Source organism: Winogradskyella sp. SYSU M77433 (assembly GCF_029911945.1).
In the GTDB taxonomy this organism is placed as follows: Bacteria; Bacteroidota; Bacteroidia; order Flavobacteriales; family Flavobacteriaceae; genus Winogradskyella.
In genome coordinates this window covers 472733-497469 of sequence record NZ_JARYTG010000001.1, presented here as the reverse complement: position 1 = coordinate 497469, position 24737 = coordinate 472733, and the positions used below count along the sequence as shown (strand labels likewise).

Here is a 24737-nt window from a genome sequence, read left to right as displayed (position 1 = left end):
TTTTCCTTGCTGATTAAAATTAAATAAGCCATTGACTAGCATTAAAAAAAGCCTTGTTTTAAAAACAAGGCTTTTCAATACTAAACTTTTAGTTGAAAGTGAAAGTTAGTTTTTGATGATTTTCTTAATCATATAATTTCCAGATGTACTTGTAAGCCTTAGGAAATATATACCTGGATTGCATTGAGATAAATCTATTCTTTGTTGAGAAGGGACTATATTAAAAATTTGTTTTCCTAAGGTATTGTATACTTCAACACTCTGTAAATCTTCATTTACTGAAGATATCGTTACATAGTCTGTTGTAGGGTTAGGGAAGACTTCAAAATTAGTTGCGCTAAACTCTTCTGTACTTAAGTTTTCTGTATATGTAAGCTTGTACAATTCTGAGCCATAAGCTCCGTCAAAATTGGCTTGGAAATATAACGAGTCACCCATAACGGTAAACCCAGGGGTTAACCATAATGCATTTGGGTTTTCTACAGAATCAGGTATAAACTCTTGAGTTCCGTCTATAGTACCATCACTCAGCCATAATTGATAACCATTAACTAAATCATCCATAGCTCTGAATACCAATAACCCGTTATAGATTTGGAAATCGACTCTTCCTGCATATGAAATACTATACTCACTACCTGCAAAAATATCTTTAAAAACATGGGTGCCACTTTCAGTTCCATCTGTAACCCATATCTCTGCACCATGTACCCCATCAACACCTGTGAAATAGACATTGTTTTGGTATTCAATGATACTAAATTGAGTAAACATACCATCACCAGTACCTGGGCTAACATCTTTAACAAGTACTGTACCTGCTTCTGTACCATCTGTTTTCCATAGTTCTCTTCCTGAATCTTGTGTGTAGGCAGTAAAAAATAACTCATTATTAGCTGCATATAAATAACTAGGCAACGAATTACCATTAGGATTAATATCACTAACTATTTGAGTACCTGCCATAGTTCCGTCTGTATGCCATAGTTCTATACCATTAGTGCCATCATCTGCAACAAAGTAGAGCATATTATCAAATACATAAAAGGTTTGAGGGTTGCTATTACCATTTGGGTTGATATCCATAAATAGTGATGTGCCAGAATCGGTACCATCTGAAACCCATAATTCAAAACCATGTTGGCCAGGATCAAATCCGTCATTAGCTCTAAAATAAAGTAGACCATTATATACTACAAAAGCTGTAGGGTTTGATCCAGACTGTCCGTTTCTGATATCACTTACCATCACAGTTCCACTTGTTGTACCATCTGTTTTCCATAATTCTGTACCTTCAGAACCATTATTAGCTCTAAAGAAAATAGCATTGTTATACTCAGTAAACTCAAAGGCAAAAGAACTAGCTGTTCCTGGTCTGATATCACTTAGTATCACGGTTCCTGCTTCAGTACCATCCGTTATCCAAACTTCATTACCTTCTTCATCAGTTTGAGCTGTGAAAATTACATGGTTACCATATAAAGTTAACTGCGAAGGATTAGAACTTGCTGTACCTGTCCTAATATCCTTCAAAAGTTGAGTTCCTCCCTCAGTACCGTCAGATATCCATAACTCCCTTCCGTGATCTACATCAGTGGCAACAAATATTAAACTCCCTTGCAGATCAATGAAGGAACCTGGTTCAGAATTTCCTGAAATATTAATATCCTTAACCAGTTCTAAGTTCACTCCTTCTTGAGCATTTAAAAATGATATAAAAGTGATTAAAATTGTGAAAAAAGTAATTTTGCTTTTCATAAATTATTTGTAGTTATAGTTCTGACCAAAAGTACCTAATTAAAGAGCCTAATCAAGAACTTGCTTTTTTGTATTCGGTAAAATTTCAAGTTTTAGAAAATATAAAAGGATGCTTAAATATTTGTAGGTCAATTGTTTGTGTTTAGGAAGTGAAAACACAGAAGAATTTTTAGCTTTAGGTTAAGAAATGCTTATTTTTTATATCTTTTTAAGATATTCCATGATAATACTGCAATAAAAATGATTAATAAGGCAGAACTAATAATAAAAATAAGTTTCGTTTTGTCTTGTTGTTTTTCAATTATTGATACCTCATAATCAAGCATACTTTTTTGTAGGGATAAAAGTGATTTTTGCTGTGTTTCTGTAATCTCTTTTTTTACCTCTCTAAACCGTTCATTATATAGTTTATGGTCTTCCAGATTATTGAGTTGCAAATTAGTTTTTGCTAAGGATCTGTATATTTCTAGCTCGAGCTTTTTTATACTGTTTTCCCTAACATATTCCAAGGCTTTGGTTAGGTAATTCATGGCACTTTCAAAATCTTGCCTTTGTTCACATATTTGAGCACGTCCCCAAAAGGCATGAGCTAAAATACCACTGGAATAGTTTTGCTCTCCATAATCTATTGCCTTAATAAAACTAGAATCAGCTTTAACCAACTGTTTGATTTGTAAATAACAAGTTGCTTTTTGATTCCAAGCTTGGGCAATGTTTCCTCTAGAATAATTGCTGTCTGGGTACGTAACAAATATTTGTATCGCTTGGTCAAAAAAATCTTGTGCAAAAGCACAGTCTAAATTATGTTTATAATTGATTCCTTTCAATAAAAAGATATTCCCCAAAAGCGGTTGTATATCTTTTGAAAGTGAGCCAGTTTGAGAAAGCTTATCTGCTTTGTCTAAGTATATCCAGGCTTCATCATTCATGCCTATTGAGAGGTATTGACTTCCTATGAATGCTAAGGTTTTTATTTGATTGATGGAATCCTGAGATTGTAATGCTATATCGTAAGCTTTACGAGAGAAGCTAATAGATTTGTCATATTGATTTTGTGCAGCATGGCCATTTGCTATGACGATGAGAGCCTGTAATTGAACTTTGGGTAATTTTTTTTCTCTAGCTAATTCATATAAAGAGTTTCCCTTTTCAATAGATAATTCTGGATGTGTGTAGACTAAAAAAGAGGCTTCTTTAAATAAGCTATCAATACTTTTAGTGTCTTCTTGAGCTATTCCTGAAATGGAATTTCCAAGAAGGAAAACAAATAATTGTATGATGTAAATTTTTTGACGCATCATATCCTGTTATTTTTTTCTTTTTTTTGAAGTCTTGAGATATAAGCTGTTGGTGATTCTCCTGTGTGTGACTTAAACGTAGTAGCAAAGGTACTGTGAGACACAAATCCACTTTCTTTAGCTAAATAGCTAATTTTATATTTTCGATAGGTAGGTTCTTCAGCTAATTTTTTCTGTATGTAATCAATTCGAAGTTGATTTATATAACGTGTAAAGCTTACTTCTTTCTCAGTATTGATTATTTCAGAAAGATATTTGGTGTTTGTATTTAGTTTTTTTGCCATGGAAGTTAATGAGATTCTTGCATCTAGAAATTCCATATTTTTTTCAAAAGCATTCAGTTTTTGAATAATTTGATATTTTGTATCGTCAGGAATAACAATGGTTTTACTTTCATGCTCTTGAGGTTTTACAAGATCGTTATTCGATTTATGATCAGTATCACCACCTGTTTTTTTCTTTTCTAAAACATGCTGTCTTACTCGGTAAAAGATAAGAAAGGCTACTATCAAGGATAATATGGTTAGGATTATAATCCCTTTAATTTTATTACTTTCACCTTTTTGGTTGACTGTCTTTTTTTGATATTTCAGCATTCGGGCATACAGTGCAATATGGGCTTCTTTTTCTATGTTAATTAAAGAATCTTCAAGCGCATTAAATTGCTCATCATAGTCTAGATATTTTTCAAAATCACCCAAGGCGTAATAATCACGAGAAGCAATTTCGAAAAGTTGCTTTCTTAATTCAGTAGTTTTAACTGAATTTTCCAAAGGCATCAATGTAGTTAATAAGGCTAAGGATTCGTTGTATGCTTCTTTATCATATAAAAACTTTGCTTGTAATTTTTTAGAGATATGCTTGAGAAGTTGTGGTGAAGATGTGTCTGTAAAGGCACTGTCAAGTTTTTCAGAAGTCTCTAAAGAGTTTTCTGCTAGAGCCAATCTCGATAAACCGATTAGGCAAGATGAAAGTTGCGTATGAGGTAAGGATTTGTAGGCATCTAAACTTTTATTAAAACAAGAGGTTGCTTTATCTTGATTTTTAAGATTCGCTTCTATAAGTCCTTGTTCAAAATAAAACCGCCCTTTTAAGTCTTTGTCTTTTGGTATAAATTCAAGTGCTTGTTTTGCTTTATCTAATAAGCCTAATTGCCGATATAATGAAGCAAATAAGATGCTGTTTTTATTTTTAAGTTTTTGATTTGGAAAAACATCCAGAGCTTCTTTGGTATTAAATAAACAAGTTATGGCTGTTTTATAGTCGCTAAGCAAAAGTCCGCTTTCAGCTAAAATAAGCTGAGCTTTCAAATTTTTTTCAGAGGGACTAGAAGTCTTTTTAATTATATAATCTGCAATCTTTATAGCTTCTTGAGGTTGGTCATAGAGTAGCCAAGAAGCTTTGTTTAATAAAATGTCGTCTTCAGATTGCGAATGGATTTTAGTTGTTGCAAGAAAAAGACTTACACATATTAGTAAAAACAAAAAATGTTTAGTAGGGTAGAACTTTAAATTAAGTGAATTTTGCAAATTATTGCCTCAATATTTTTAAACCAGTCTAATCGCAAATATACACTTTATTTAGGTCAGGGTTTTCAGAAGTAGGCGAGAATAAGCAATTAATTATACACGTTTTTACCCAACGTTTTTATGTTCCGTGCTGGATGACCTCAATTACCATATCATTCTCAAAAGTCAGTTTTAATAAGTCAGGATCCAAATTACCTGGACTCGGAATAAATTCTAGATAATAGGATATTGTGTTTTCAGAGTTTGATATATAATCTTCTCCAAGTAATTCCGTTACCTCGATTAAATTTTTTCCAATAAGTATTCCACTATCAATTAGATCTTTTGACATAGTAAATCTTTGCTCCTTATCAGTTTTCCAGATTTCTTTATCAAACTTGATTTTGGTGTATGTTTGTTCCCAAGCTGAAAAGTCAATGGCTTCAAAGTCATTTACAAATAAAAAATAGTACAAAAATCCAGTTAGCAAGATTATCCCTGTTGTAATTCCGGTATATTTTATTTTTTTATTAGTCATTTTTAAATGTTGGGTAACGGTCTCGGCTATGAATAGTTTCGTGGGTTAGCACGGACTTTTGCAAGTACACACGAAGCTGAAAATTCCGCAGGAATTTTCAGGATAAGCCTGTAATAGCAATTGTTTATAGCCAATGTTGTTTGAGGTTTTTATTCGTTTAATTTCTCGGAAAAACAACAATTATATTACCTTTTGAATCGATCATTTTGCCATTCTCTAATTCAATTTTTTCGGTTAGAGGTAATTGAGATAATTTCTCCACGATTGTTTTAGTTAATAATTTTATTTCGTCAGAAGGATTGGTAATTCCTTCTTCTTGCATTTGCAGTCGGGTTTTATAAATTCCGAGATAATGTTTTACATCTAAACTAACCATCTATTGAAACTCCAACTTGTTTGTTATTCTCAAAATGAACATTAAAAAAATAGTATGGGTCATTTTTTTGTTGAAAAGCCATTTCAAATCCTTCGTCTCTAACGGAAATTCCTTTCAGGTCAAAATGCTTTTCAATTGATTCAAATTCCATTTCTGCATTTGCATATTGTTCCTTAAGAGCCTTTTCCGATTCAGATTTGATTTCCGTTTCGTTATTCAGAGCATTGAGTAAAATCCGTTTTTGGTTTTCGGCAATTCCGTCTTTGTTTCCTGCAATGAGTATTTCAATGTCAGAGTTAAAATATTTTTTATTTACCTGCCAACCAACATCATTTCCTCTTGTGCTAAAACTCTCGATTTCTCCAAAATCAGAGTCAGTCGTTTTTAGTTTTTTACTTCCAAATAGATTTCCAAAGAATCCCATTCATTTTGTTTTTAGTTAGGTTGCTTAAATTACACACAACGTATTTGTGTATGATTTTTTGCGGGAAAGGACGCGAGTCGTTTTCCGATGTTGCGGAAAGATAATTAATAAGATTGAATTTCTGGCGAGGAAATTCAGCCGCAATTAATTATACGCCTTGTTGTAGCCAGTTTTTATCTAATAAATATTGATTTAACTCTTCTATTAACCAATCACTAAAAGATTTTCTTTGAAATGATTTAAATCTATCACTCCATTTTTTTCCGTTATATGGTAGAATTTCTCCATTTGATGGATATTCCCAAATCCAAACATTTCCATATTCAGCTCCTTTTATAACTAAGAATATGTAGTTGCCACAACCAGTGTTTTTTAATATAATCTGACCGTTATATAATTCATCAAAATCAAAATTCAATTCTTGCAATCTTAAAAAATCATAATCACCAATATTTACGTGCTCTTCTAAATCTTCATTTTCGTTAATATCGATAAGCGCTTTTTTAAGTGGGAATTTTTCAGATATTCTATCAGATTTACTAACTCGATGAATATAGTGGTTAATATTTAAAAAATTTAAATTCATAAATCCACCATTTCCAACTTGTATGATAAAATCACGATAATCTTTAGGTAATTTTAGGTCAAATTTATTTTCAAACTTTAAAACTTCCTTTTCATTGACCATCTTATTGAAGTTACACTTTTGATTTGAGTATTTTTCAATTAAATGAATTTTATTCCTAATGGTTTGAATTTTTTCTTTTTCCATTTGTTCGAATTGGCTACAACAATTGGATATACACATTAACTATATCCAACTTATATTAACATTAGCTAATCTAATGATTTTTAGAAGAAAAGATAATGTAATTTAAAACTAATATCAATTAAAAGACGCTCTAAACTCAGAAGGCGAGAGGTTGGTTTTGTTTTTAAAAAGTTTACTAAACGATTGGGAGTGCTCAAAACCTAATAGATACGCTATTTCACTCACGCTAAGCTCGGTTGTAGATAGTATTTCCTTAGCTTTAGAAATCAGCTTTTCGTGTATGTATTGTTGGGTGTTGAGTCCTACAACAGATTTTAAAGTACTACTCAGGTAATTTGGTGAGATGTGCAGTTGGTCTGCCACAGCATGTACGGTGGGTAATTGGGTTTGGTTTTCAAAATAGCTGTTCAGAATAGCATCTAGCTTAGACAAAATTTCATGATTATTTTTCTTTCTGGTGATGAATTGTCTTTCATAAAAGCGTTCGGCATAATTAAGTAGCAATTCAATTTGAGAAATAATAATATTCTGACTGAATTTGTCAATATTCGCTTGGTATTCCTGTTTAATATTTTCTAATAAATCGGATATGGTTTTTTGTTCCTTTTCAGACAAGAACAATGCTTCATTTAATGAATAATTGAAAAAATCATAGCTGTTTATCTTTGTAGCCAAACTGGTATTCCACAAAAAGTCTGGATGTATAAGAAGAATCCAACCCGAAGGGACTTTATTAGTGTCGTTAGGTACATACTTAATGTTCAGGATTTGGTTTGGTGCAAAGAACGACATTAGGCCATCATCAAAGTCATAATCTTGTATACCATATCTGTACTTGCCAGGAACATCCTTTTTTAACGCAATAGAGTAGTAGGTTTGTAGCCAACTAATATTGTTGTATTCTGGTTTGTGGATCATGGCTTTGTAGTCGATAAGGCTTATCAAAGGGTGTTGCGGTTTTGATAAGCCTCTGACTTTATGAAAATCACTAATGGATTTTATCTTGTATATAGTGTTCTTTTTCAAAAATGTTGTTTTAAAGGAAAATACCTCCTGAAGCTTCAATACGTTGTCCGTTAATCCACTCAGCATCTTCGGTACATAAAAAGGCTACAATACCACCTATATCTTTTGGTTCACCAACTCTACCTAAAGCTGTAGCATTAGAAACCGCAGTACGCTTTTGCTCGTTGGTTTTATTCTCGCCTCCGCCAAAGTCGGTGGCTATAGCACCAGGAGCAACGACATTAGCTCGTATTTTACGTGGTGCTAATTCTTTTGCTAAATACCTTGTAAACACTTCTACAGCAGCTTTCATTGAAGCATAAGCAGAAGAGTTAGGAAAGCTAAATCTAGCCAATCCTGATGAGATATTAATGATTCTTGCTTCATCATTCAAGAAATTTAAGGCTTTTTGGGTTAAAAAATAAACTCCTTTAAAATGAATATTAAACATGTCGTCTAATTGTTCTTCTGTCGTTTCGGTAAATGGAGTGTAGATGCCTGTACCAGCATTATTGATTAGAAAATCGAATTTAGAATGACCTGTTTTACTCTCTAAATAATCTTTTAGTTCTTCAAAGAATTTATCAAAAGTAGCCGTCTTACTTGTGTCTAGCTTTAAAGCGTGAGCTTTCTGACCCAACTGTTCAATTTTTGATACAACCTCATCAGCAGCTGTTTTATTAGTGTGATAAGTGATGACAACGTCAATTCCTTTTTCGGCAATTTTTAAAGCCATATTTTTTCCTAAGCCACGACTTCCACCTGTAATTAGAGCAATTTTATTTCTTTTCATGTTGTAATGTTTTTTGTTGGTTCAAAATTCAACATTAATTTATTTATAAATGTAGCTAAATCCAAAGTATCCGTAGCCAATATCTAGAAGTCACATTTTATGAAATTATTCTATATTTAGACATGATATATTTCGCCCTAATTCAAGACGAAGGACTTAGTCCTATTGCCGAACTTGTTTTGTTGGTCATTTTTTTTGTTGGTATCGCAACTATTGTACTTTATAAAACCTTTCTTTATATAGAAAAGCTTTATGCCTTAAGAAGATACAAACCCTTTTACATCAATAGAGTTGTGTTTTCAGACAAGTTAGAGGAAGCTCATCGGTCTATATTAGAATCTGACTTTTCTTTTTATCAAAATCTATCTAAAGCAGATAAGACTATTTTTCGGCATCGCTTATCTAAGTTTATAAGCGATAAGACTTTTACAGGTAGAGAAGGAATTGTACCTAACGATGAAATGAAAATTTTAATTTCATCAACAGCTGTGATGTTAACTTTTGGATTTAGAGATTATCTAATTGACTTGATTGAGCATGTCATCATATATCCAAAAGCTTACTACTCTAAAATTAATGACACTTTGCATAAAGGTGAAATGAATCCGCAACTTAAGACTATTGTATTTTCGTGGGAAGATTTTAAACACGGTTACAAAATAGGTGACGATAACTTAAATTTGGGTATTCATGAGTTTGGACATGCAATTCACCTTAATGCTTACAAAGGTGATGATATTAGTAGTATGATTTTTAATATAGGTTTTGAAAACCTCACTACGTATTTACAAAATAATGAAGATGTAAGGAAAGAATTAATCGCCTCGAGATATTTTAGAGAGTACGCTTATACAAATCAGTTTGAATTTTTTGCAGTCTTGTTAGAAAACTTTATAGAGACTCCCTTAGAATTCAAAACTCAATTCCCGGAGCTTTATAATTATATAAAACAAATGTTGAATTTTGACTTTGCTCACTACTAAAAAGAAAAAAGCTTCATAAATGAATATGAAGCTTTTCAAATATCTTTTTAGAAATCTTACAATACAAATACAGCCATTAAACTATATTGGAAATGGTTATTAGGATATTCATAACTTTCTTTACTACTGTTTAAACCAAATTTAGCCATTGCTTGAGGTTTAAAACCTATAGTTTTTCTTCTGTTTAACCAAAGCGTAGCTCCTCCTCCGAAGTTGAAAGACATATTTGTGTCATCAAAAACAAAAAGACCAACTCCACCAGCAACATAAAAATCTAACCAATCAGTCCTTGGGAATATATATTCACCAAAGTAATATTTAAGATTAGTATCTATAGCAACATAAGTTAAATCTTCTTTTGGTGGTCCTGCGGCGTCTAATCTTTGGTTTGCAGCAACACCATTGACACTAAAGACAGCTTCTATAGAAAAGACATCAAACCATTTAGTTTCAAATCCAAATGTTATAGGAAAGCGATAGCCCCAATCCCCAATTCCTTCAACAGGGTTACGAGTTCCTAATGAGTTTACGGTATTTAAGCCTACTGAAAACAGCCATTCATTTCTATCTATAGATCTTACAGATTGTGCTATAGATATCAAAGTAAAGCAAGAAATAAAAAGTGTGAGAAGTGTTCTTTTCATATTTTTTCTGAATTAGAAATTCGTCTTTAATAGATTCAAAAATAGTATATTCTATGTAAAATCAGCTATTTCTTAAAAATAAATCTCAAATTTAAGATATGTTTTCGGTAAGATACGTTGTTTGCAATCAAAATCAGCCTCTTCTTTATATTTAAATAAGCGTATTTAGCTGGTTTTAAAACTTTTCTAAATATTTTTTTTTCTACATAATTATTGTGACTTTCGGTATAAGACTCCATAAATGAGTTGCAATTTACAGACGAGAAAGCTTGAAAATAAAATTTTGCAGTAGCTAAGTAACCTTGCCCAAATTTAGTTTCAAATAAATCAGATATTAATTCTTTGTCAGAAAAAGCATTTAAAACAATACTGTCATAAAATAATTTGAAACTTATGGATCTAAAATAATAGCCATAATTATTTGTTTGCCAGGCTATAATTTGATGTTTATTTATGTAGTAATCATTTGGAATAGTGATGTTGTTTACTATTTTTTTACTGTTAAAGACAGAATCTAAGTCTATCAAATCTCTATTAGGATTTTCTAGCAACTCACTATGTAACTCTATGGCAGCAAGCTCTTTTTCTGAAATTAATCTGTCTAGGTGCCTAAAATCTTTATTGTCGTAAGCAAAACCAGAGGTTTTATTGTATCCATTGTTTTTTAATAAATCAAAAGCTTCTAATACTTGATTTTTTTTTACTAAAATATCTATGTCACCAACCATGCGTTCAGCATTGTCTTTATAACATCCTGAAGCTAATAAAGCAGCACCTTTTAAGAAAACATGTTCAATACTATTCTGATTTAAAATTTGAGAAATTGATTTTATCTGCCTTAATAAAGTTATGTTCCTATTTCTGTTTATGGTTGTTATATATTCTAAATAGTTTTGTAGCTGTTCAGGTAGATAGGATAGAAGCTCTTTTTCTTTTAATCTGCAACAGATTGCAGGTAATACTACTTGTTGACTACCTTTTACAACAATATTGTCCCAATCAAAGTTTGGGTTGGAAAATTCAATAGCTAAACTAGATTCGTTAGACTCAGTTGCTAAAATATCTGCAATAATTCTATAAGTTTTAGCTAGGTTGCCCATAGATTAATTTTTCTGATAAAGAATATTTGTTTATTTCAAGCTTTTAAATAAACTTGAAATTTCTTTAATGACGCTCTGGTTATCACTGTAATGTAATTTATAAAATTCTACATTTTCCAGCCAATGTAAAAATTGTTTAGCGTGAACGGTATTATGTGAAATCCAAGATTCAGGAATTATTATTTCTAAAACCTCCTTTATAGATGTCTTTTCTAAAATAGTATCGGAACCTTTAGTGTAATTTACAGAAACTATAGCTTTGCATGGGTAACGATCTTCTTGAGGCGGAGTGAATGCTAAGTATTTAATTTTCCCCTTAGATTTGTTAAATTCTGTAATCGGGACATCATCAAAATTAGGTACTATAGTTTTAAGAACTTCAAAAGAGCCTTCCTTGATTGAAAGTGCTGATGGGTTAACATAAATACATTTATCTTGAGATCTTAAAGGAGAAACATCGTCTGCAACTAAATTAAAGCCAGAAGCACATAATAAGGCACACAGCGTACTTTTTCCTTTTCCAGATTCTCCAACAAATAGAACAGAAGAATCATTATCGGTAATTGTAGAGCCATGAAAAGTACCAATCCAATCAGCCTCTTCAAGGTCGTAAATACTACAAAGTAATTGGATGGCAAACTTACCTTGTATAATATGATACGCTCTTTTTGGAGAAGAGATTACCCATTTTTTATTTTTAAATAAGTGGAGTTCACCATCTTGTAAAAAAAAATCGAAAACGGTATTAGGAATATCATTTGTTTCTTTTATTTCTAGATGAGATAAAGACGGATGAATTGTTTTTAATACTAATTCAGAATCGTAGTTTATCTGAATCATCAATTTATTGATTTTGTAAAACCGTTTGAAGTTTCTTTTGGTATTATTAAAATCTATTGAAGTTTTAGAAGCTGAAAAAGATACAGTGTTGCAACTCTTAAGATAATTATTGATTGTTTCAATAATTGATTTGATGTCTAAGTTTTCGCTTTGAAGATAGGAGGCAAAGTCTTCAATGTTTTCAGACTGTAGGTAAAGTTCCAGTATCGTATTGAACGAGTAATCAACAATACTGTAGGTATTGGAAGATTGATACCATAAAACACAAAAGTCACCAAACATTCTTTTATATGTTGGTGATAGGCTATTATTCAATGCAAAATGTGATTATTAATCAAAAGGGTTCCCACCTGTATCATCTGGAGGTGTTGATGATTGAGCTGCCTTAAGAGGATTTAAAACTACAAACGTACCAATAGCGGTCAATGCAGCATATTTGCCCATTTTGCTAATAGCTTCTTTACGAGTAATTTTATCTAGGTTATTTTCTTTCTTCATGGATATGGCCTAAATTTGATTCAAATTTAACAAAATAATTCAGTTTTTAAAGTAAATATGAAAAAGGTTTACAATAACTTACATTCTTAACTTGTTTAAAGATAGGGTTTTTTATTAAAAAAAGTTTAAACGTATTATCTTTTCTCTAAGGTCTCTAATATTTTACAACGGAAGTTTTATTAGGTATATGTTTTACTTTTCTACTCTTTGTCATAGTATAAAAGGGAATAACTGTAACAGTTAATTGTTGTTCATAACTGAAAAATATCACCCTTATTTATACTAGTAAAAAATTATGAGATAATTTTAAGTAAAAAAAGAGCACCAATTTATAGTACTCTTTTCTTATCATGGACTTTTTATTAAATTCTTTTATCTTAAAATTACTTTTTGAGTTTTAGTTTGTGAATTATTGTTGAGTTCAACAATATACACACCGTTACTTAAACTGCTAGCATCTATACTTTGGGAATTTTTAGTGTTTAATAGTTGAGTAGTTTGTATTATTCTACCCTGTATATCATAAATGTTTACAGTGGTTTTTTTCGTTAATTGACCTTGGATAACAATGGTGTCATCACCTTGATTAGTATAAATATTAAGAGTTTCTAAATCATTATTTATTGTAGATAGTGTAGAATTAACAAAATTTAAGAAGAATCGACCTGTGCCATTAAGTGTTGTGTTAGGAGTTAAGGTATAATCTCCATAGGTCAGTAATGTTGAGGTGTTTTCAACGGTATCTTCTAAATAAATATCAATATTAGCAGGTATTGTATTTGTTGTAATGCTAAATGTAATCTGCTCTCCTTGATTAGCGTTTACACCCAAAGGTATAGTAACATTATTGTAATCTGTTTCACCTAAAGATTGTATAGCCATAGGAATACCTGTATTGTCAGTCACAAGATGTGAATAAATTGCGAAAGAAGGTATTGTGCTTGAGTAAAGACTAGAATCATAACCAGGGTCAAGACCTTGAGTAGAGAACTCAGTAAAATAAAAATCGGTGGAGAATGATGATGAGTTATTACTCAACGATAAGGTTATGTTACTTACAGTTTCAGTACTTCTACCAGCGATGAAATCATCAGTACTACCAAAAGTTCTAGATGTTGAGTTAAAAGTTACCATGCTATTTTCGTTTAGAGATGATACATAAAACCCTTGACCAGGTGCAATAACAGCACCAGGGTTTGCTAACGCATAGGCATTATTCCATACCACCCAAGGGTTGGAATCTGCTCCATTATAACCATAAACACCAGAACTATAGGTGTCAAATAGAGATGAGTTTTCTGTTAAGAAGTCACTTAGTGAAATGTAAGAAGGGTAAGGGTTTCCGATTAAGTTCCAGTTGCTTTGTGTTTCGTTTTGGATAGAAACCGTAACATCCGTAGTTTCAACATTACCAGTAAAAGTGTATGGACCACCTCCATTAGAGCCTGTTCTGTAACCTACTCCAGCATCTAGAGTAGAAGCATCGTTATCAGTATCGTAATAAAGCACATATTCATTATTAGAAGTATCAAAGGGACCAAATAAATAGTAAGGACCAACATCTCCAATAGTACCTGATAGTATGTTAGGGTTGGCGGTTTTGAAATCACCGAAAGTTTGTCCCGTTAGTGGAGCGCTAATTAAATCATTATCTCCAGTTGTTGTTCCTGATTCAGCAGCACTGTTTATATAACGAGAATAATTAACCGTACCAGTTACGGTACCATTCACAATTAAACTAGAGTAACTCGTTGAGGTTGATTCTAAAAGTAAGACGTCGTTCACAGTTAATATAACTTCACTATCTATGGTTAAACCTGCGCCTGGATTTACAGTGATAGAATTTATGTTTGTGTCTGAAGAAATTGTAGCATTACCAGATTCTATAACAATATTTTCTGATGCCGTAGAAGTGCCATCAGGATTACTTGGTGACCATACTCCGTCATTATAGGTGTATGTGGTTGGGCCACAATTTGCAGTATGAACACCTAAATTGCTTACGTCATCTTGTGGAAAACTGGTCCATTCACTATCCAAAGTAGAGAAAGGACAATTTGAACCCGAATCATTTAATATGCCACCACAGATATTTGAGTTTCTAATTAAAGTCTCATCTTGGGTAGTGTTGCTACTGCCACTCCAATAGCTTCCAGGATCACAGCCAATATTACCAAATATATCTATTATTGTTCCGTTATGTTTTAAAACAATAGCATCATTACCATTAAAGTTAACAACTGTAGAGGTATATGTAGTTAGAGAACCATGTATGTTTGCGGAGTTGTTTCTTAATACTATCACTTCTCCATCAGCTAAAGTAGAAGGAAAACCAGATGTGAAATCTTCTGTATTGGTAGGTGACGTAGCTCCATTTGAATAGAGTTCAACAGAATAATCCGTTAGAATTACATTTGCACCTGTGCCATTGTATATTTCTATATATTTATTACTTGCTGAACCTTCAATGTATTCTGATATAAATAAATCGGTAGCGCCTACAGGAACTTCAATAATATTAAAAGCTTCACTTACAACATCTGTAAATAAGTCATCGGAAGCCGTAAGTGTTAAAGCGGTTCCTGTTGCAGTATGTGTTAAGTTTGAAAAAGTAGCTACTCCATTTGCCGCAGCTACAGTAACAGGAGTGCTGCTTAAAGTACCAGTTGAAGTTACAGAAATGTCAGAGGTGTACCCCAAATCAACATTACCATTAGTGTCAACAGCTGTAATGGAAACAGAGTCCATTATTTCGTTAACAATGGTCTCAGTTGGTTGCTCTGAAAAAATGATCTCAGTTGCTTCTACATCGATAGTAATGTTGTTTCCAATAATATCACCAAGAAGGAATGGATCTGAGAATCCAGAACCAGAATTATCAGATGAAAATCCACTAGAGCTTTCATTTATTTGAACTTGAATTACTGAGTTATCTATGATATTAGTTGTGTTTAAATAAATCCCTAAGAAAAACTCTAAAGCTGTGCCATTAGCGATAACAATCGGTGAAGCAAAATTCAAGATAATTTCTGTATCTGTAATGGTTGTAAAAGGTGTATAGTCTACAAGGTTCTCATCATACAGAGTAATTCCAGCGATAGCATTACTCCAGTCTGTAGAGTTATTTGCACCTGGTACAAAGCGCATAGTAGTTACATTTGTTGGTAAGCCGTCGGATGTTCCAAAATCTTCAATTATAAAACTAAAAACATCTTCTGAAGAACCGCTTGTGGTTACATCTGCGGCAACTATACTAGTGGCGCTTATCTGTGGGCTTGACTCATAAACTTCAGAATCATTATCTGAGCTTATGGCTTCATATACTTCAATATCGTCCAAATACCATGAATCACCCCAGTTTTGGGTTTGTACAAAAGCAATGTATATGGTTTGTCCATCATAAGCACTTAAGTCAACAATCTGTTGTGTGTAAGCAACATTATTAAAGTCAGTTTCAGTATAAGTTTCTACTACACTAAAACTTCCGTGATCAGTTTGTGAGGTAGTTGATACCCTTATAGAGTATTCTGTTCCGTAATCATTATCATATGAATTTTTAGAATAAAAGCTCAATGTGGTATTAGATAATACAGATAAGTCTAAGGGAGAAGTAACAAGCCAATCCTCCGTTTCCACACCTGCGTTTTCATCAGATACAACGGCTGCTACTGAACCAGAATTAGCATCAGAACTAGAAGTCCAATCTTCAGATGTCCCTTCATTGTTTGTTCCTCTGTAAGATGTCCAACATGTTGGAGGTACTCCGCTTTCAAACCCTTCAGTAAAAGGAAATGAAGAAATTGCTGAACATGGAGTAGTAGCCTCACCACTTAAACCTGTTGAATATTCAGCTCCATCATAAGAGTAAGCCATATAATAATAGGTAGTGTTTTCGGATAATCCAGTATGATTGTATGTGCCTGTGCCATTGCTGTTCACTAAAATCGTTCCGCCAGCAAAAGAAGTCCCAACAGCTGTTGGTGCACCACTAGGAGTTGTAAATGCATTGTCAGTGTTAAATAGAATGATAACGTTATCTTCACTGGTATTATCATCGTAAGCTAAATCTATCTGTGTTGAAGAGCTTGGTGAAGCAGAGAAAGTGTCTGGATTACTGGGGCCACTAGTAGGTGCTGTAATCTCAAATTGATCTATTATGAAACGTTCTTCACCAGAAGAAGTTATTCTGACTTTAATATTTTCAGAAGTGTTATTTAATGTATAAGAAAATTGAGAATATGTAGTGCTGCTAAAATTATTTATAGTTCCTATATTTATATAATTGCCATTATCAATGCTATACTCAATATTTATTGTAGATATGGCAGGGCTCCCGTCCCAATGCCTGTACCAAAAAGATATAGTACCTACCCCGCCGTCTAATCCATTACCGTCTGGTCCAATATATTCTAGGCTTGGACTTCCTGAGTTTCTTAGCCTAACCGATCTCCCGGTTGAACCCAAAGAATTAGATGAGCTTTCGCTAAGGCCATTAATGATTTGAAAGTCATTATGAACATAGTTACTATAAGAAGTTCCAAAATTGAAGTCAAAGTTTTCAATTACTTGCCCAAAGCCTAAACCACTTATTAAAAGTGCAAATAAGAAGCTGTAAAAATTTTTCATATGCAATTAAGTTAATTTTAGCATGCTGATTAAAATATTCAGAATGAGACCTTTTAAGAAAAAAGCTACAAAATATTACTAAACAACATTAGTTAAATGTTCTTTGTCTTAAATATGTAAAATCTAGGCTAAGTGTTTGATTACAAGGGGGTGACAAATATAGTAAACAGAGAATTTTCTCACGTTAAATAAGGTTAAGTTTCCATTACCTATGTTTACTTTTTGTTAAGTTGTGAATTTTAAGGATAAGTTTTTGAGAAATGAATAATTCTATTCAGTTATATAAAATAAAAAAGCGCATCTGTTAAGGATGCGCTTATAATTGTTGAGAGTTGTGATTTTACTATCTTAAAATCACTTTTTGAGTTCTATTACTTGTTGTATTTTGTAATTGTACTACATAAACACCAGATGTTAGATCAGAAACATCTATTCTCTGTTCGTTACTTTTGGTAGTTAATGCTTGAGAATTTACCAAACGACCTTGTATATCGTAAAGGTTAAAGGTTGTGTTACTATCTAACTGACCTTTAATAGTTATAGTTTTAGGATTAGATTCCGTATAAATTTCTAATCCATTCAATATGTTTTCTGTCGTGCTAAGTGATTCGCGAGACATATGTATGTAAAAACGACCAGTTTCTGTTAAAGTTGTGGATGGTGTAAATGTGTAATCACCATCTTTTAAGTTTGTGAACGTGTTAGTTATATTGTCTTCTAATATAATAGTAGCATCATCAGGTACAATTTCCTCAGCGATACTGATTGTAGCTTGTTCTCCTTGCGCAAGGTTAACTCCTAAAGGAATAGTAACATTGTTCAAATCCGTAAAACTAACTGTTTGTACAGCCATATCTTTACCTGTATTATTTTCAACAAGATGAGAATAAAGTGCGAAGCTAGGTGTTACGTTACCAAACATTGCTGTGTCATAACCATTATCCAGACCTAACGAAGCGTTGTTGTTAAAATAAAGATCGGTACTATAGAAATTATTTTCTTTTGAAAGTTTTAGCTTAACAAAAGCTAAATTTTGTTCAGAAGAAGATCTTCCCGCTATAAAGTCGTCGCTTGTACCATTAGTTCGCATAGAAGGGTCAAAAGTTATAGTTCCACCTTCAGGTTTAGACGATACATAGAACCCTTGTCCAGGAGCTATTTTAGCATTTGGATTCATATCAGAATACGCTTGGTTCCATATGGTGTAATGATTTGCAGGTGAAGCATTACCATTATAGCCATATATACCAGAAGTTTCAACTTCAAATTCACTACTGTTACTCGCTAAGAATCCAGAAAGCGTAACGTATGAAGGGTAAGGGTTTCCTATAAGGTTAAATATACTAGATGAACCCTGAGAAATAGGAATTGATTTGATATCTGTTAGCACAGAGCCAGAAAATTCAAAAGTAGATCCAGATGGTGTATCTGAAGCTGTTCTGTAGCCTATGCCAGACTCTAATATTTCAGAATCATCAGCAGGTGTGTAGATAACATAAGAATTAGTTTCATTATCAAATGGGCCGAATAAAAATGCTGGCTGACCATCTATAGTACCTGATGCTAAATCAGGATTGGTAGTTCTAAATGCTAAAAAAGTTTGAGAAGCATTAGTTACAGGAGGTGAAATAAGGTCGTTATCACCAGATGTAGTTCCAGGCGCTGCTAATTGGTTCACAAAACGATTATATATAATATCATTCTCTACAGTGCCATTAACAATTAAACTAGAATAGTTGTTGCTTATAGAGTTTAATTCAACATTACCACGATTCGTCAAACTTGAAATAAGCGTCATAGATTGTCCAAAACCAACAGTTGTTGTAGCACCTTCATTTACAATTAGATTATTTAATTGTACATCACCGGAAACATCATAGTTACCATCAATGACTAAAGCATCAAAAGCTCCTGTTGTTTCGTTTGGTTCAATATTGTTTGCCCAGCCATCTTCGTTAGTGTATATAAGACCATCAAATTCACTTACTACTCTGAAATTGTCAAAACCAGAATATCCTGTATCCCTATTGTTTTTTAATCTTATTTGAAGTGCAACACTTGTGGTTTCATTAGGAATATCAATTTTCACACGTCCAGATCCATCAATAGTAACAGTATCACCATCAAAAACAAAAACCCAACTACCACTAAAATCTGATCCATTTGTGGCAATTCTATATTGTACATCATTGCTTGCATAATCATACCCTATAACTTGCCAATCAAATTCAATACGGACATTAGAGTAATTACTTATATCAACGTTATCAAATGTTAATGTAGCAAAAACATTAGTCCCATCGTTTAGGTCGTTTTCACCAAATATATTTGTATCAAATAAAGGATTGTCTAAAGGTGAAGCGTTTGCTAATGCTATTTCTCCAAAATAACCGATAGGGTTTCCCCAATCAGAAACTGTTCCAAAGAATGCTGTGTCACTTGTGTATGACCAATTGGTAGTGGAGTCAAAATTTTGTTCTATGATGTTTACTAATGGACCATTAATATTAAATGAAGCACTAGTTCCCGAAATTGAATTTCCTGTTGCGACTAATGTGATATTGCTTTCTGTGTCAGAAAATACAACATTATCAAATGTAGCAAAACCATTTGTCATAGAGTAATTTTCTGCAATAATGCTACCGCTAGGTGATGCAGTTAAAGTTAAATCAGCAATATTGGAATCTACATCTAAGTTTAAATTAGAATCTACTGCTAAAATAGTTGGGAAAGGAACCATTACCTCATATTGGTTTCCGTCTGTTGGTTGCTGATCAAAAATAAATTGACTTGCCGTAACTTCAATACGGTTGTCATCTCCTGTTATTGAAGTTGCAGATCCACCTGCATTGGCCTGTGCAAAAAGAGAGCTTCCGGAAGCTGGGGATTCTACGGTATTTATAATAAGTTGTACTTGTTCATTATCTGTTACTGTTGTTTTGAAAGATCCTAATACTAGAAACTGTCTTGTTCCACCGTCTTCAGCACTTAAGTTCAATTCACTAAAAGTGGTAAAATCTGTAACCGAATCGATTTCAGAGACTATTGTAAAAGTAGATAAATCTAAAATTGCTAGTGTAGCTATGTTCTCACTATTTATTACTTCAAATTCAATTGAGCTTAAAGTAGTGCCAACTGTATCTCCATCAGAAGTATCTCCACCATCTCTTATTGTAAATGCACCTAGGTTAACAGCGTTAGAAAAATTAAGCCCTGATGTGGCAGTATAAGAAGTATAATCAATGTTTTGCTGAACTGGAAACAAACCAAATGTAGAAGTTATAATATCAGAATCAAAGCTATTGGTAGATGCAGTCGAGACTGATCCTAATAATCGAGCACCAGGATTAGGTATTCCTAAAGAACCTGTCCATGAAGATTCCGATATGATTCTCAACCAACCAAGTGAGGCAGAAGCTCCCCAAGCATAAAGACGAAAGGTTATAGTTCCTGAATTACCAGAAGATATACCAAGACTTGGAAAATTATATGAGGTCGTTGTACCAGAGGCTAGAGATTGAATAGACGTTAAAGGTATTCCTGCAGTAGAAAAGTTGTCTAAACTGTAGAAAATTTGCCAATTACTTGGGCCGTTAATATTTCTTCTTAATTTGATATCAATTTCGTCTAAATCAATTTCAAAAGTAGAATTGGCAGTTACAGACCACTGGATATAATCATTTCCAGATTGTGCAGTGGAGATATCTCCACCAACTGGCCAATACCCAGTAGTAAAAGCAGAACTGTTAGTTGTCATTGATACACCAGACCCTCTTGTAAATCCAACTGATGATATTGAGGGTATATTGTCTGTGTCAGTAGGACCTATAACATTAGACTGGTCTATTGTGACAATTGTAGATTGACTATAAACAATAGAAATGAAGAGTGTCAACAAGCAAAAAAGTAAGTGTTTTTTCATATTTTAAATTTTGTTTTATCTAAAATTACCAACATTATCTTATTGATAAGTAAGGGGTTTCAGTAAGTTTAGGATGGCTCAAAGGTAATATATTTTATGATAAAAAATCTTAGATAAACGGTATTTTTAAGAAAGATTTTTCTTACGTAAAAATATTATATCCATGTAGACCTCAGTTATAACCCATTTTTTTATTCTGAACAAATAGTAATTTTAGATTTATAATTTAATGTTAGTTTTCAATTAACAATACAATCTACGTATTATAAGACTTTATGGTTTTTAAACTTTAATAATATTCTTTGTAAGAATCTAGGCAGTTTTACAATTTGTTTTAGTTTTGTAAAAAAAAGAGTAGTAGAAATCCAAATGGTTGAAATTCTGTCATTAATAGATTAAAGAAAAGCTATTCTAATTTGTAAATTTTAATATTGAAACTAAGTAAACGACACATAGCTAAGACCATTACTTGGCGTTTTTTTGGAACATTAGATACGCTGTTGCTGTCATGGTTTATTTCTGAAGATTTTGCGGTAGGGTCTAAAATTGCTGTTTTTGAGCTTGTAACTAAAATGGTGCTCTATTATTTTCACGAGCGCGTGTGGTTTCATTCTAAAATAAAATCGTCTAATAAGCGTCATATATTAAAAACCTTCTCTTGGAGAGGTATAGGTACATTGGATACCATGTTGTTGGGTTGGCTCGTTACAGGTAATCCACTTACGGGATTAAAAATTGGAGCTGCTGAGGTGATTACCAAAATGTTGTTGTATTTTGGTCACGAAAAACTTTGGTACCAAATTAATTATGGTTTAGATCAAAGAATAAGAAGAAGACGTTTGAACGAACTAAAAAATGAAAAAGAAGCATGAGTCTAAATACGGTTAGACATGACTACAAGATCGCTAAAGCCGATCGCGAAAAAATACACAAGCACAAATCTTTTCTATTATGGTTTACGGGTCTTTCAGGTTCTGGTAAATCTACATTAGCAAACCTCGTAGAAGTAGAATTGAATAAACAAAACATTTCTACATATACTTTGGATGGAGATAATATAAGACAAGGTATTAATAAAGACCTCACATTTGCTCCAGAAGATCGTACGGAAAATATCAGAAGAATTGCAGAAATTGCAAACCTATTTGTTGACGCAGGTGTGGTAACACTAGCTGCTTTTGTGTCGCCATATATAAAAGATAGAGAAAACATTAAAAAAATAGTTGGTGCAGAGAATTTTATAGAAATCTACGTGAATACGTCTTTAGAAGAATGTGAACGTAGAGATGTAAAAGGTTTATACAAAAAAGCAAGAGCAGGAGAAATAAAAAACATGACTGGGATATCTGCACCTTATGAAGCACCAACAAATCCAGATTTAGAAATAAAAACCGATGACCAATCTATAGAAGCATCAACTAAGCAAATTGTTGATTTTATAGTAGAAAAATTAAATACATCATATGAGTAATTACGTAATTAATCATTTAAGAGAACTAGAATCCGAAGCTATTTTCGTCATAAGAGAGATTGCTGCGCAGTTTGAAAATCCGGCATTATTGTTTTCAGGCGGAAAGGATTCTATTTTATTAACGCATTTAGCTAAGAAAGCGTTTTATCCTGCAAAAATCCCTTTTCCATTAATCCACATCGATACTGGTCACAATTTTCCTGAAACTATAGCTTTTAGAGATGCTTTGGTAGAGCGCTTAGGAGTAAAACTTATCGTTGGATCTGTGCAAGAAGCTATTGATAAAGGACGTGTTAAGGAAGAAACTGGTGCTGATGCGTCGCGTAATTCACTTCAAATTGTATCGCTTTTAGATACACTAGAAGATCATAAAATTGATGCAGCTATGGGTGGAGCAAGACGTGATGAAGAAAAAGCACGTGCCAAAGAACGTTTCTTTTCTCATAGAGATGAGTTTGGACAATGGGATCCTAAAAACCAACGTCCTGAACTTTGGAACCTTTTTAATGGTAGAAAGAATTACGGTGAGCATTTTAGAGTGTTTCCAATTTCAAACTGGACAGAAATGGATGTTTGGGAATACATAAAACTAGAGAATATTGATTTGCCATCTTTATATTTCTCTCACCAACGTGATTGTGTGGTTAGAGACGGTGTGATATTAGCCAACTCAGAATTTATAACTTTAAAAGAAGGTGAAGAAGTGGTTAATATGACTATTCGTTACCGTACTTGTGGAGATATGCCAATTACAGGTGCTGTAGAATCTGAAGCTGATAATCTTCAGAAAATTATTGAAGAAATCGCGACAACACGTACTACGGAACGTGGAGGTAGAGCAGATGATAAACGTGCTGAAACAGCTATGGAAGATCGTAAAAAACAAGGTTACTTTTAATATTATTTAGAATAAGAAAGAATGGAATATCAAGATATAGAATTATTAAGATTTACAACAGCTGGAAGTGTAGATGATGGAAAAAGTACACTTATAGGACGTTTATTATACGATAGTAAATCGATTTTTCAAGATCAATTAGAAGCTGTAGAAGAGTCGAGTAAAAGTAAAGGTTTTGATTATGTGGATTTATCCTTACTTACAGATGGTTTAAAATCTGAGCGTGAGCAAGGGATTACTATTGATGTAGCTTACCGTTATTTCGCTACTCCAAAACGTAAATTTATCATTGCAGATACGCCAGGTCATATTCAATATACGCGTAATATGGTAACAGGTGCATCAACTGCTAACCTAGCAATTATACTTATTGATGCACGTAAAGGAATGTTAGAGCAAACACATCGTCATGCGTTTATTGCATCATTATTGCGAATTCCACATGCTATTGTGTGTGTGAATAAAATGGACTTAGTCGATTATAGTGAAGAGGTTTATGATAAAATTGTAAAGGATTTTAATGCCTTCTCTTCTAAGTTAGCTATTAACGATATTCAGTTTATTCCTATTTCAGCTTTGAAAGGAGATAACGTGGTAAATCGTTCCGAAAATATGGATTGGTACAAAGGAAGTACCTTGATGTACCATTTAGAAACGGTTCATATTTCAAGTGATCATAACTTGGTAGATTGTCGTTTTCCTATTCAGTCGGTTATTCGTCCTCATACTTTAGAAAATCAGGACTACAGAGGTTTTGCAGGTAGAATTGATGGTGGAGTATTTAAACCAGGAGATAAAGTAAAGTCATTACCATCAGGATTTGTATCGACTATAAAGACCATTGAACTAGATGGCGAACAGATTGAAGAGGCTTTTGCGCCAATGTCTGTAACCATGACCTTGGAGGACGAAATCGATAACAGTCGTGGCGATATGATTGTTAGAGAAAATAATGTTCCAGAAGTTGGGCAGGATTTAGAAGCCTTGGTAACCTGGATGAGTTCAAAACCAATGCAAGCGCGTACAAAAGTTGTTGTTAAACATACAACGAATGAGTGTATGGCCATGGTTAAAGAATTGAAATACAAAATAGATATCAACACTCTACACAGAATCGAAGGTATAGATAAGGTGGAAATGAATGATATTGTACGTATGTCTATAAGAACAGCAAAACCTGTATTCTTTGATGCCTACAAAAAAAATCGCCAAACCGGAAGTATAATCATCATAGACGAGCAAACCAATGAAACTATTGGAGCTGGAATGATTATATAAGTTGG

At 33.0% G+C, this 24737-nt stretch carries 20 protein-coding genes; 5 read left to right on the top strand and 15 right to left on the bottom strand.

Annotation, left to right across the window (positions count from 1 at the left end):
- Positions 1–105: 105 nt before the first annotated feature.
- The 9 genes from QGM60_RS02170 to QGM60_RS02130 form a co-directional block, all read right to left on the bottom strand.
- Positions 106–1758 carry an ELWxxDGT repeat protein gene (locus tag QGM60_RS02170; protein WP_281138591.1) on the bottom strand — a complete coding sequence of 551 codons (1653 nt, stop codon included), beginning with the start codon at positions 1756–1758 and terminating at the stop codon, positions 106–108.
- Positions 1759–1949: 191 nt separating this feature from the next.
- A complete protein-coding gene (locus QGM60_RS02165; protein ID WP_281138590.1) occupies positions 1950–3059 on the bottom strand; it encodes a tetratricopeptide repeat protein in 1110 nt (369 codons plus the stop codon).
- Complete coding sequence (locus QGM60_RS02160; protein WP_281138589.1) at positions 3056–4540, bottom strand: AraC family transcriptional regulator; 1485 nt, start codon at positions 4538–4540, stop codon at positions 3056–3058. Before QGM60_RS02160 ends, QGM60_RS02165 begins: the two co-directional genes overlap by 4 nt.
- Positions 4541–4703: 163 nt before the next feature.
- Positions 4704–5039, bottom strand: a complete 336-nt coding sequence (locus QGM60_RS02155; RefSeq protein WP_281138588.1) for a hypothetical protein — start codon at positions 5037–5039, stop codon at positions 4704–4706.
- 220 nt (positions 5040–5259) lie between these two features.
- Positions 5260–5424, bottom strand: coding sequence for a hypothetical protein (locus QGM60_RS02150; protein WP_281138587.1), 165 nt, complete (start codon positions 5422–5424; stop codon positions 5260–5262).
- A 46-nt stretch (positions 5425–5470) separates the two neighbouring features.
- Positions 5471–5902, bottom strand: coding sequence for a hypothetical protein (locus QGM60_RS02145; RefSeq protein WP_281138586.1), 432 nt, complete (start codon positions 5900–5902; stop codon positions 5471–5473).
- A gap of 148 nt (positions 5903–6050) precedes the next feature.
- The gene (locus QGM60_RS02140; RefSeq protein ID WP_281138585.1) at positions 6051–6674 is read right to left on the bottom strand and encodes an SMI1/KNR4 family protein; all 624 of its coding nucleotides are present in this window, start codon (positions 6672–6674) and stop codon (positions 6051–6053) included.
- Between the two features lie 114 nt (positions 6675–6788).
- Positions 6789–7700, bottom strand: coding sequence for a response regulator transcription factor (locus QGM60_RS02135; protein WP_281138584.1), 912 nt, complete (start codon positions 7698–7700; stop codon positions 6789–6791).
- A 10-nt stretch (positions 7701–7710) separates the two neighbouring features.
- On the bottom strand, positions 7711–8472 hold the full coding sequence (locus tag QGM60_RS02130) for an SDR family oxidoreductase (RefSeq protein ID WP_281138583.1): 762 nt from the start codon (positions 8470–8472) through the stop codon (positions 7711–7713).
- A gap of 122 nt (positions 8473–8594) precedes the next feature.
- Here QGM60_RS02130 and QGM60_RS02125 point away from each other — a divergent pair, with 122 nt between their 5' ends.
- Entirely contained in the window at positions 8595–9455 is an 861-nt protein-coding gene (locus QGM60_RS02125; RefSeq protein ID WP_281138582.1) for a zinc-dependent peptidase, read from the top strand.
- Between the two features lie 56 nt (positions 9456–9511).
- Here the strand turns inward: QGM60_RS02125 and QGM60_RS02120 are convergent, their stop codons facing one another.
- From QGM60_RS02120 to QGM60_RS02095, 6 genes are all read right to left on the bottom strand, one after another.
- Positions 9512–10099: a hypothetical protein gene (locus QGM60_RS02120; protein WP_281138581.1), complete on the bottom strand. Its 588-nt coding sequence runs from the start codon at positions 10097–10099 to the stop codon at positions 9512–9514.
- Between the two features lie 65 nt (positions 10100–10164).
- The gene (locus QGM60_RS02115) at positions 10165–11199 is read right to left on the bottom strand and encodes a nucleotidyltransferase family protein (protein WP_281138580.1); all 1035 of its coding nucleotides are present in this window, start codon (positions 11197–11199) and stop codon (positions 10165–10167) included.
- 30 nt (positions 11200–11229) lie between these two features.
- A complete protein-coding gene (locus QGM60_RS02110) occupies positions 11230–12354 on the bottom strand; it encodes a hypothetical protein (RefSeq protein ID WP_281138579.1) in 1125 nt (374 codons plus the stop codon).
- Between the two features lie 15 nt (positions 12355–12369).
- Complete coding sequence (locus QGM60_RS02105; RefSeq protein WP_281138578.1) at positions 12370–12537, bottom strand: hypothetical protein; 168 nt, start codon at positions 12535–12537, stop codon at positions 12370–12372.
- 372 nt (positions 12538–12909) lie between these two features.
- Positions 12910–17163, bottom strand: coding sequence for a choice-of-anchor J domain-containing protein (locus QGM60_RS02100; protein ID WP_281138577.1), 4254 nt, complete (start codon positions 17161–17163; stop codon positions 12910–12912).
- A 343-nt stretch (positions 17164–17506) separates the two neighbouring features.
- Complete coding sequence (locus QGM60_RS02095; protein WP_281138576.1) at positions 17507–21085, bottom strand: T9SS type A sorting domain-containing protein; 3579 nt, start codon at positions 21083–21085, stop codon at positions 17507–17509.
- A gap of 431 nt (positions 21086–21516) precedes the next feature.
- Between QGM60_RS02095 and QGM60_RS02090 the strand changes: the two genes are divergently transcribed.
- From QGM60_RS02090 to QGM60_RS02075, 4 genes are read left to right on the top strand one after another with little or no spacing between them, the layout of a single operon-like run.
- On the top strand, positions 21517–21957 hold the full coding sequence (locus QGM60_RS02090; protein ID WP_281138575.1) for a DUF2061 domain-containing protein: 441 nt from the start codon (positions 21517–21519) through the stop codon (positions 21955–21957).
- Complete coding sequence (cysC, locus tag QGM60_RS02085) at positions 21954–22556, top strand: adenylyl-sulfate kinase (protein ID WP_281138574.1); 603 nt, start codon at positions 21954–21956, stop codon at positions 22554–22556. Before QGM60_RS02090 ends, cysC begins: the two co-directional genes overlap by 4 nt.
- Positions 22549–23454, top strand: coding sequence for a sulfate adenylyltransferase subunit CysD (gene cysD, locus QGM60_RS02080; RefSeq protein WP_281138573.1), 906 nt, complete (start codon positions 22549–22551; stop codon positions 23452–23454). The genes cysC and cysD overlap by 8 nt, the downstream gene beginning before the upstream one ends.
- 21 nt (positions 23455–23475) lie before the next feature.
- On the top strand, positions 23476–24732 hold the full coding sequence (locus tag QGM60_RS02075) for a GTP-binding protein (protein WP_281138572.1): 1257 nt from the start codon (positions 23476–23478) through the stop codon (positions 24730–24732).
- Positions 24733–24737 lie beyond the last annotated feature (5 nt).

What these genes read in the sequence shown, in the direction of transcription:
- QGM60_RS02170 (WP_281138591.1), bottom strand. Translation starts at nt 1,758, where the DNA reads ATGAAAAGCAAAATTACTTTTTTCACAATTTTAATCACTTTTATATCA.
- QGM60_RS02165 (WP_281138590.1), bottom strand. Translation starts at nt 3,059, where the DNA reads ATGATGCGTCAAAAAATTTACATCATACAATTATTTGTTTTCCTTCTT.
- QGM60_RS02150 (WP_281138587.1), bottom strand. Translation starts at nt 5,424, where the DNA reads ATGCAAGAAGAAGGAATTACCAATCCTTCTGACGAAATAAAATTATTA.
- QGM60_RS02145 (WP_281138586.1), bottom strand. Translation starts at nt 5,902, where the DNA reads ATGGGATTCTTTGGAAATCTATTTGGAAGTAAAAAACTAAAAACGACT.
- QGM60_RS02140 (WP_281138585.1), bottom strand. Translation starts at nt 6,674, where the DNA reads ATGGAAAAAGAAAAAATTCAAACCATTAGGAATAAAATTCATTTAATT.
- QGM60_RS02130 (WP_281138583.1), bottom strand. Translation starts at nt 8,472, where the DNA reads ATGAAAAGAAATAAAATTGCTCTAATTACAGGTGGAAGTCGTGGCTTA.
- QGM60_RS02125 (WP_281138582.1), top strand. Translation starts at nt 8,595, where the DNA reads ATGATATATTTCGCCCTAATTCAAGACGAAGGACTTAGTCCTATTGCC.
- QGM60_RS02120 (WP_281138581.1), bottom strand. Translation starts at nt 10,099, where the DNA reads ATGAAAAGAACACTTCTCACACTTTTTATTTCTTGCTTTACTTTGATA.
- QGM60_RS02115 (WP_281138580.1), bottom strand. Translation starts at nt 11,199, where the DNA reads ATGGGCAACCTAGCTAAAACTTATAGAATTATTGCAGATATTTTAGCA.
- QGM60_RS02105 (WP_281138578.1), bottom strand. Translation starts at nt 12,537, where the DNA reads ATGAAGAAAGAAAATAACCTAGATAAAATTACTCGTAAAGAAGCTATT.
- QGM60_RS02100 (WP_281138577.1), bottom strand. Translation starts at nt 17,163, where the DNA reads ATGAAAAATTTTTACAGCTTCTTATTTGCACTTTTAATAAGTGGTTTA.
- QGM60_RS02095 (WP_281138576.1), bottom strand. Translation starts at nt 21,085, where the DNA reads ATGAAAAAACACTTACTTTTTTGCTTGTTGACACTCTTCATTTCTATT.
- cysC (WP_281138574.1), top strand. Translation starts at nt 21,954, where the DNA reads ATGAGTCTAAATACGGTTAGACATGACTACAAGATCGCTAAAGCCGAT.
- cysD (WP_281138573.1), top strand. Translation starts at nt 22,549, where the DNA reads ATGAGTAATTACGTAATTAATCATTTAAGAGAACTAGAATCCGAAGCT.
- QGM60_RS02075 (WP_281138572.1), top strand. Translation starts at nt 23,476, where the DNA reads ATGGAATATCAAGATATAGAATTATTAAGATTTACAACAGCTGGAAGT.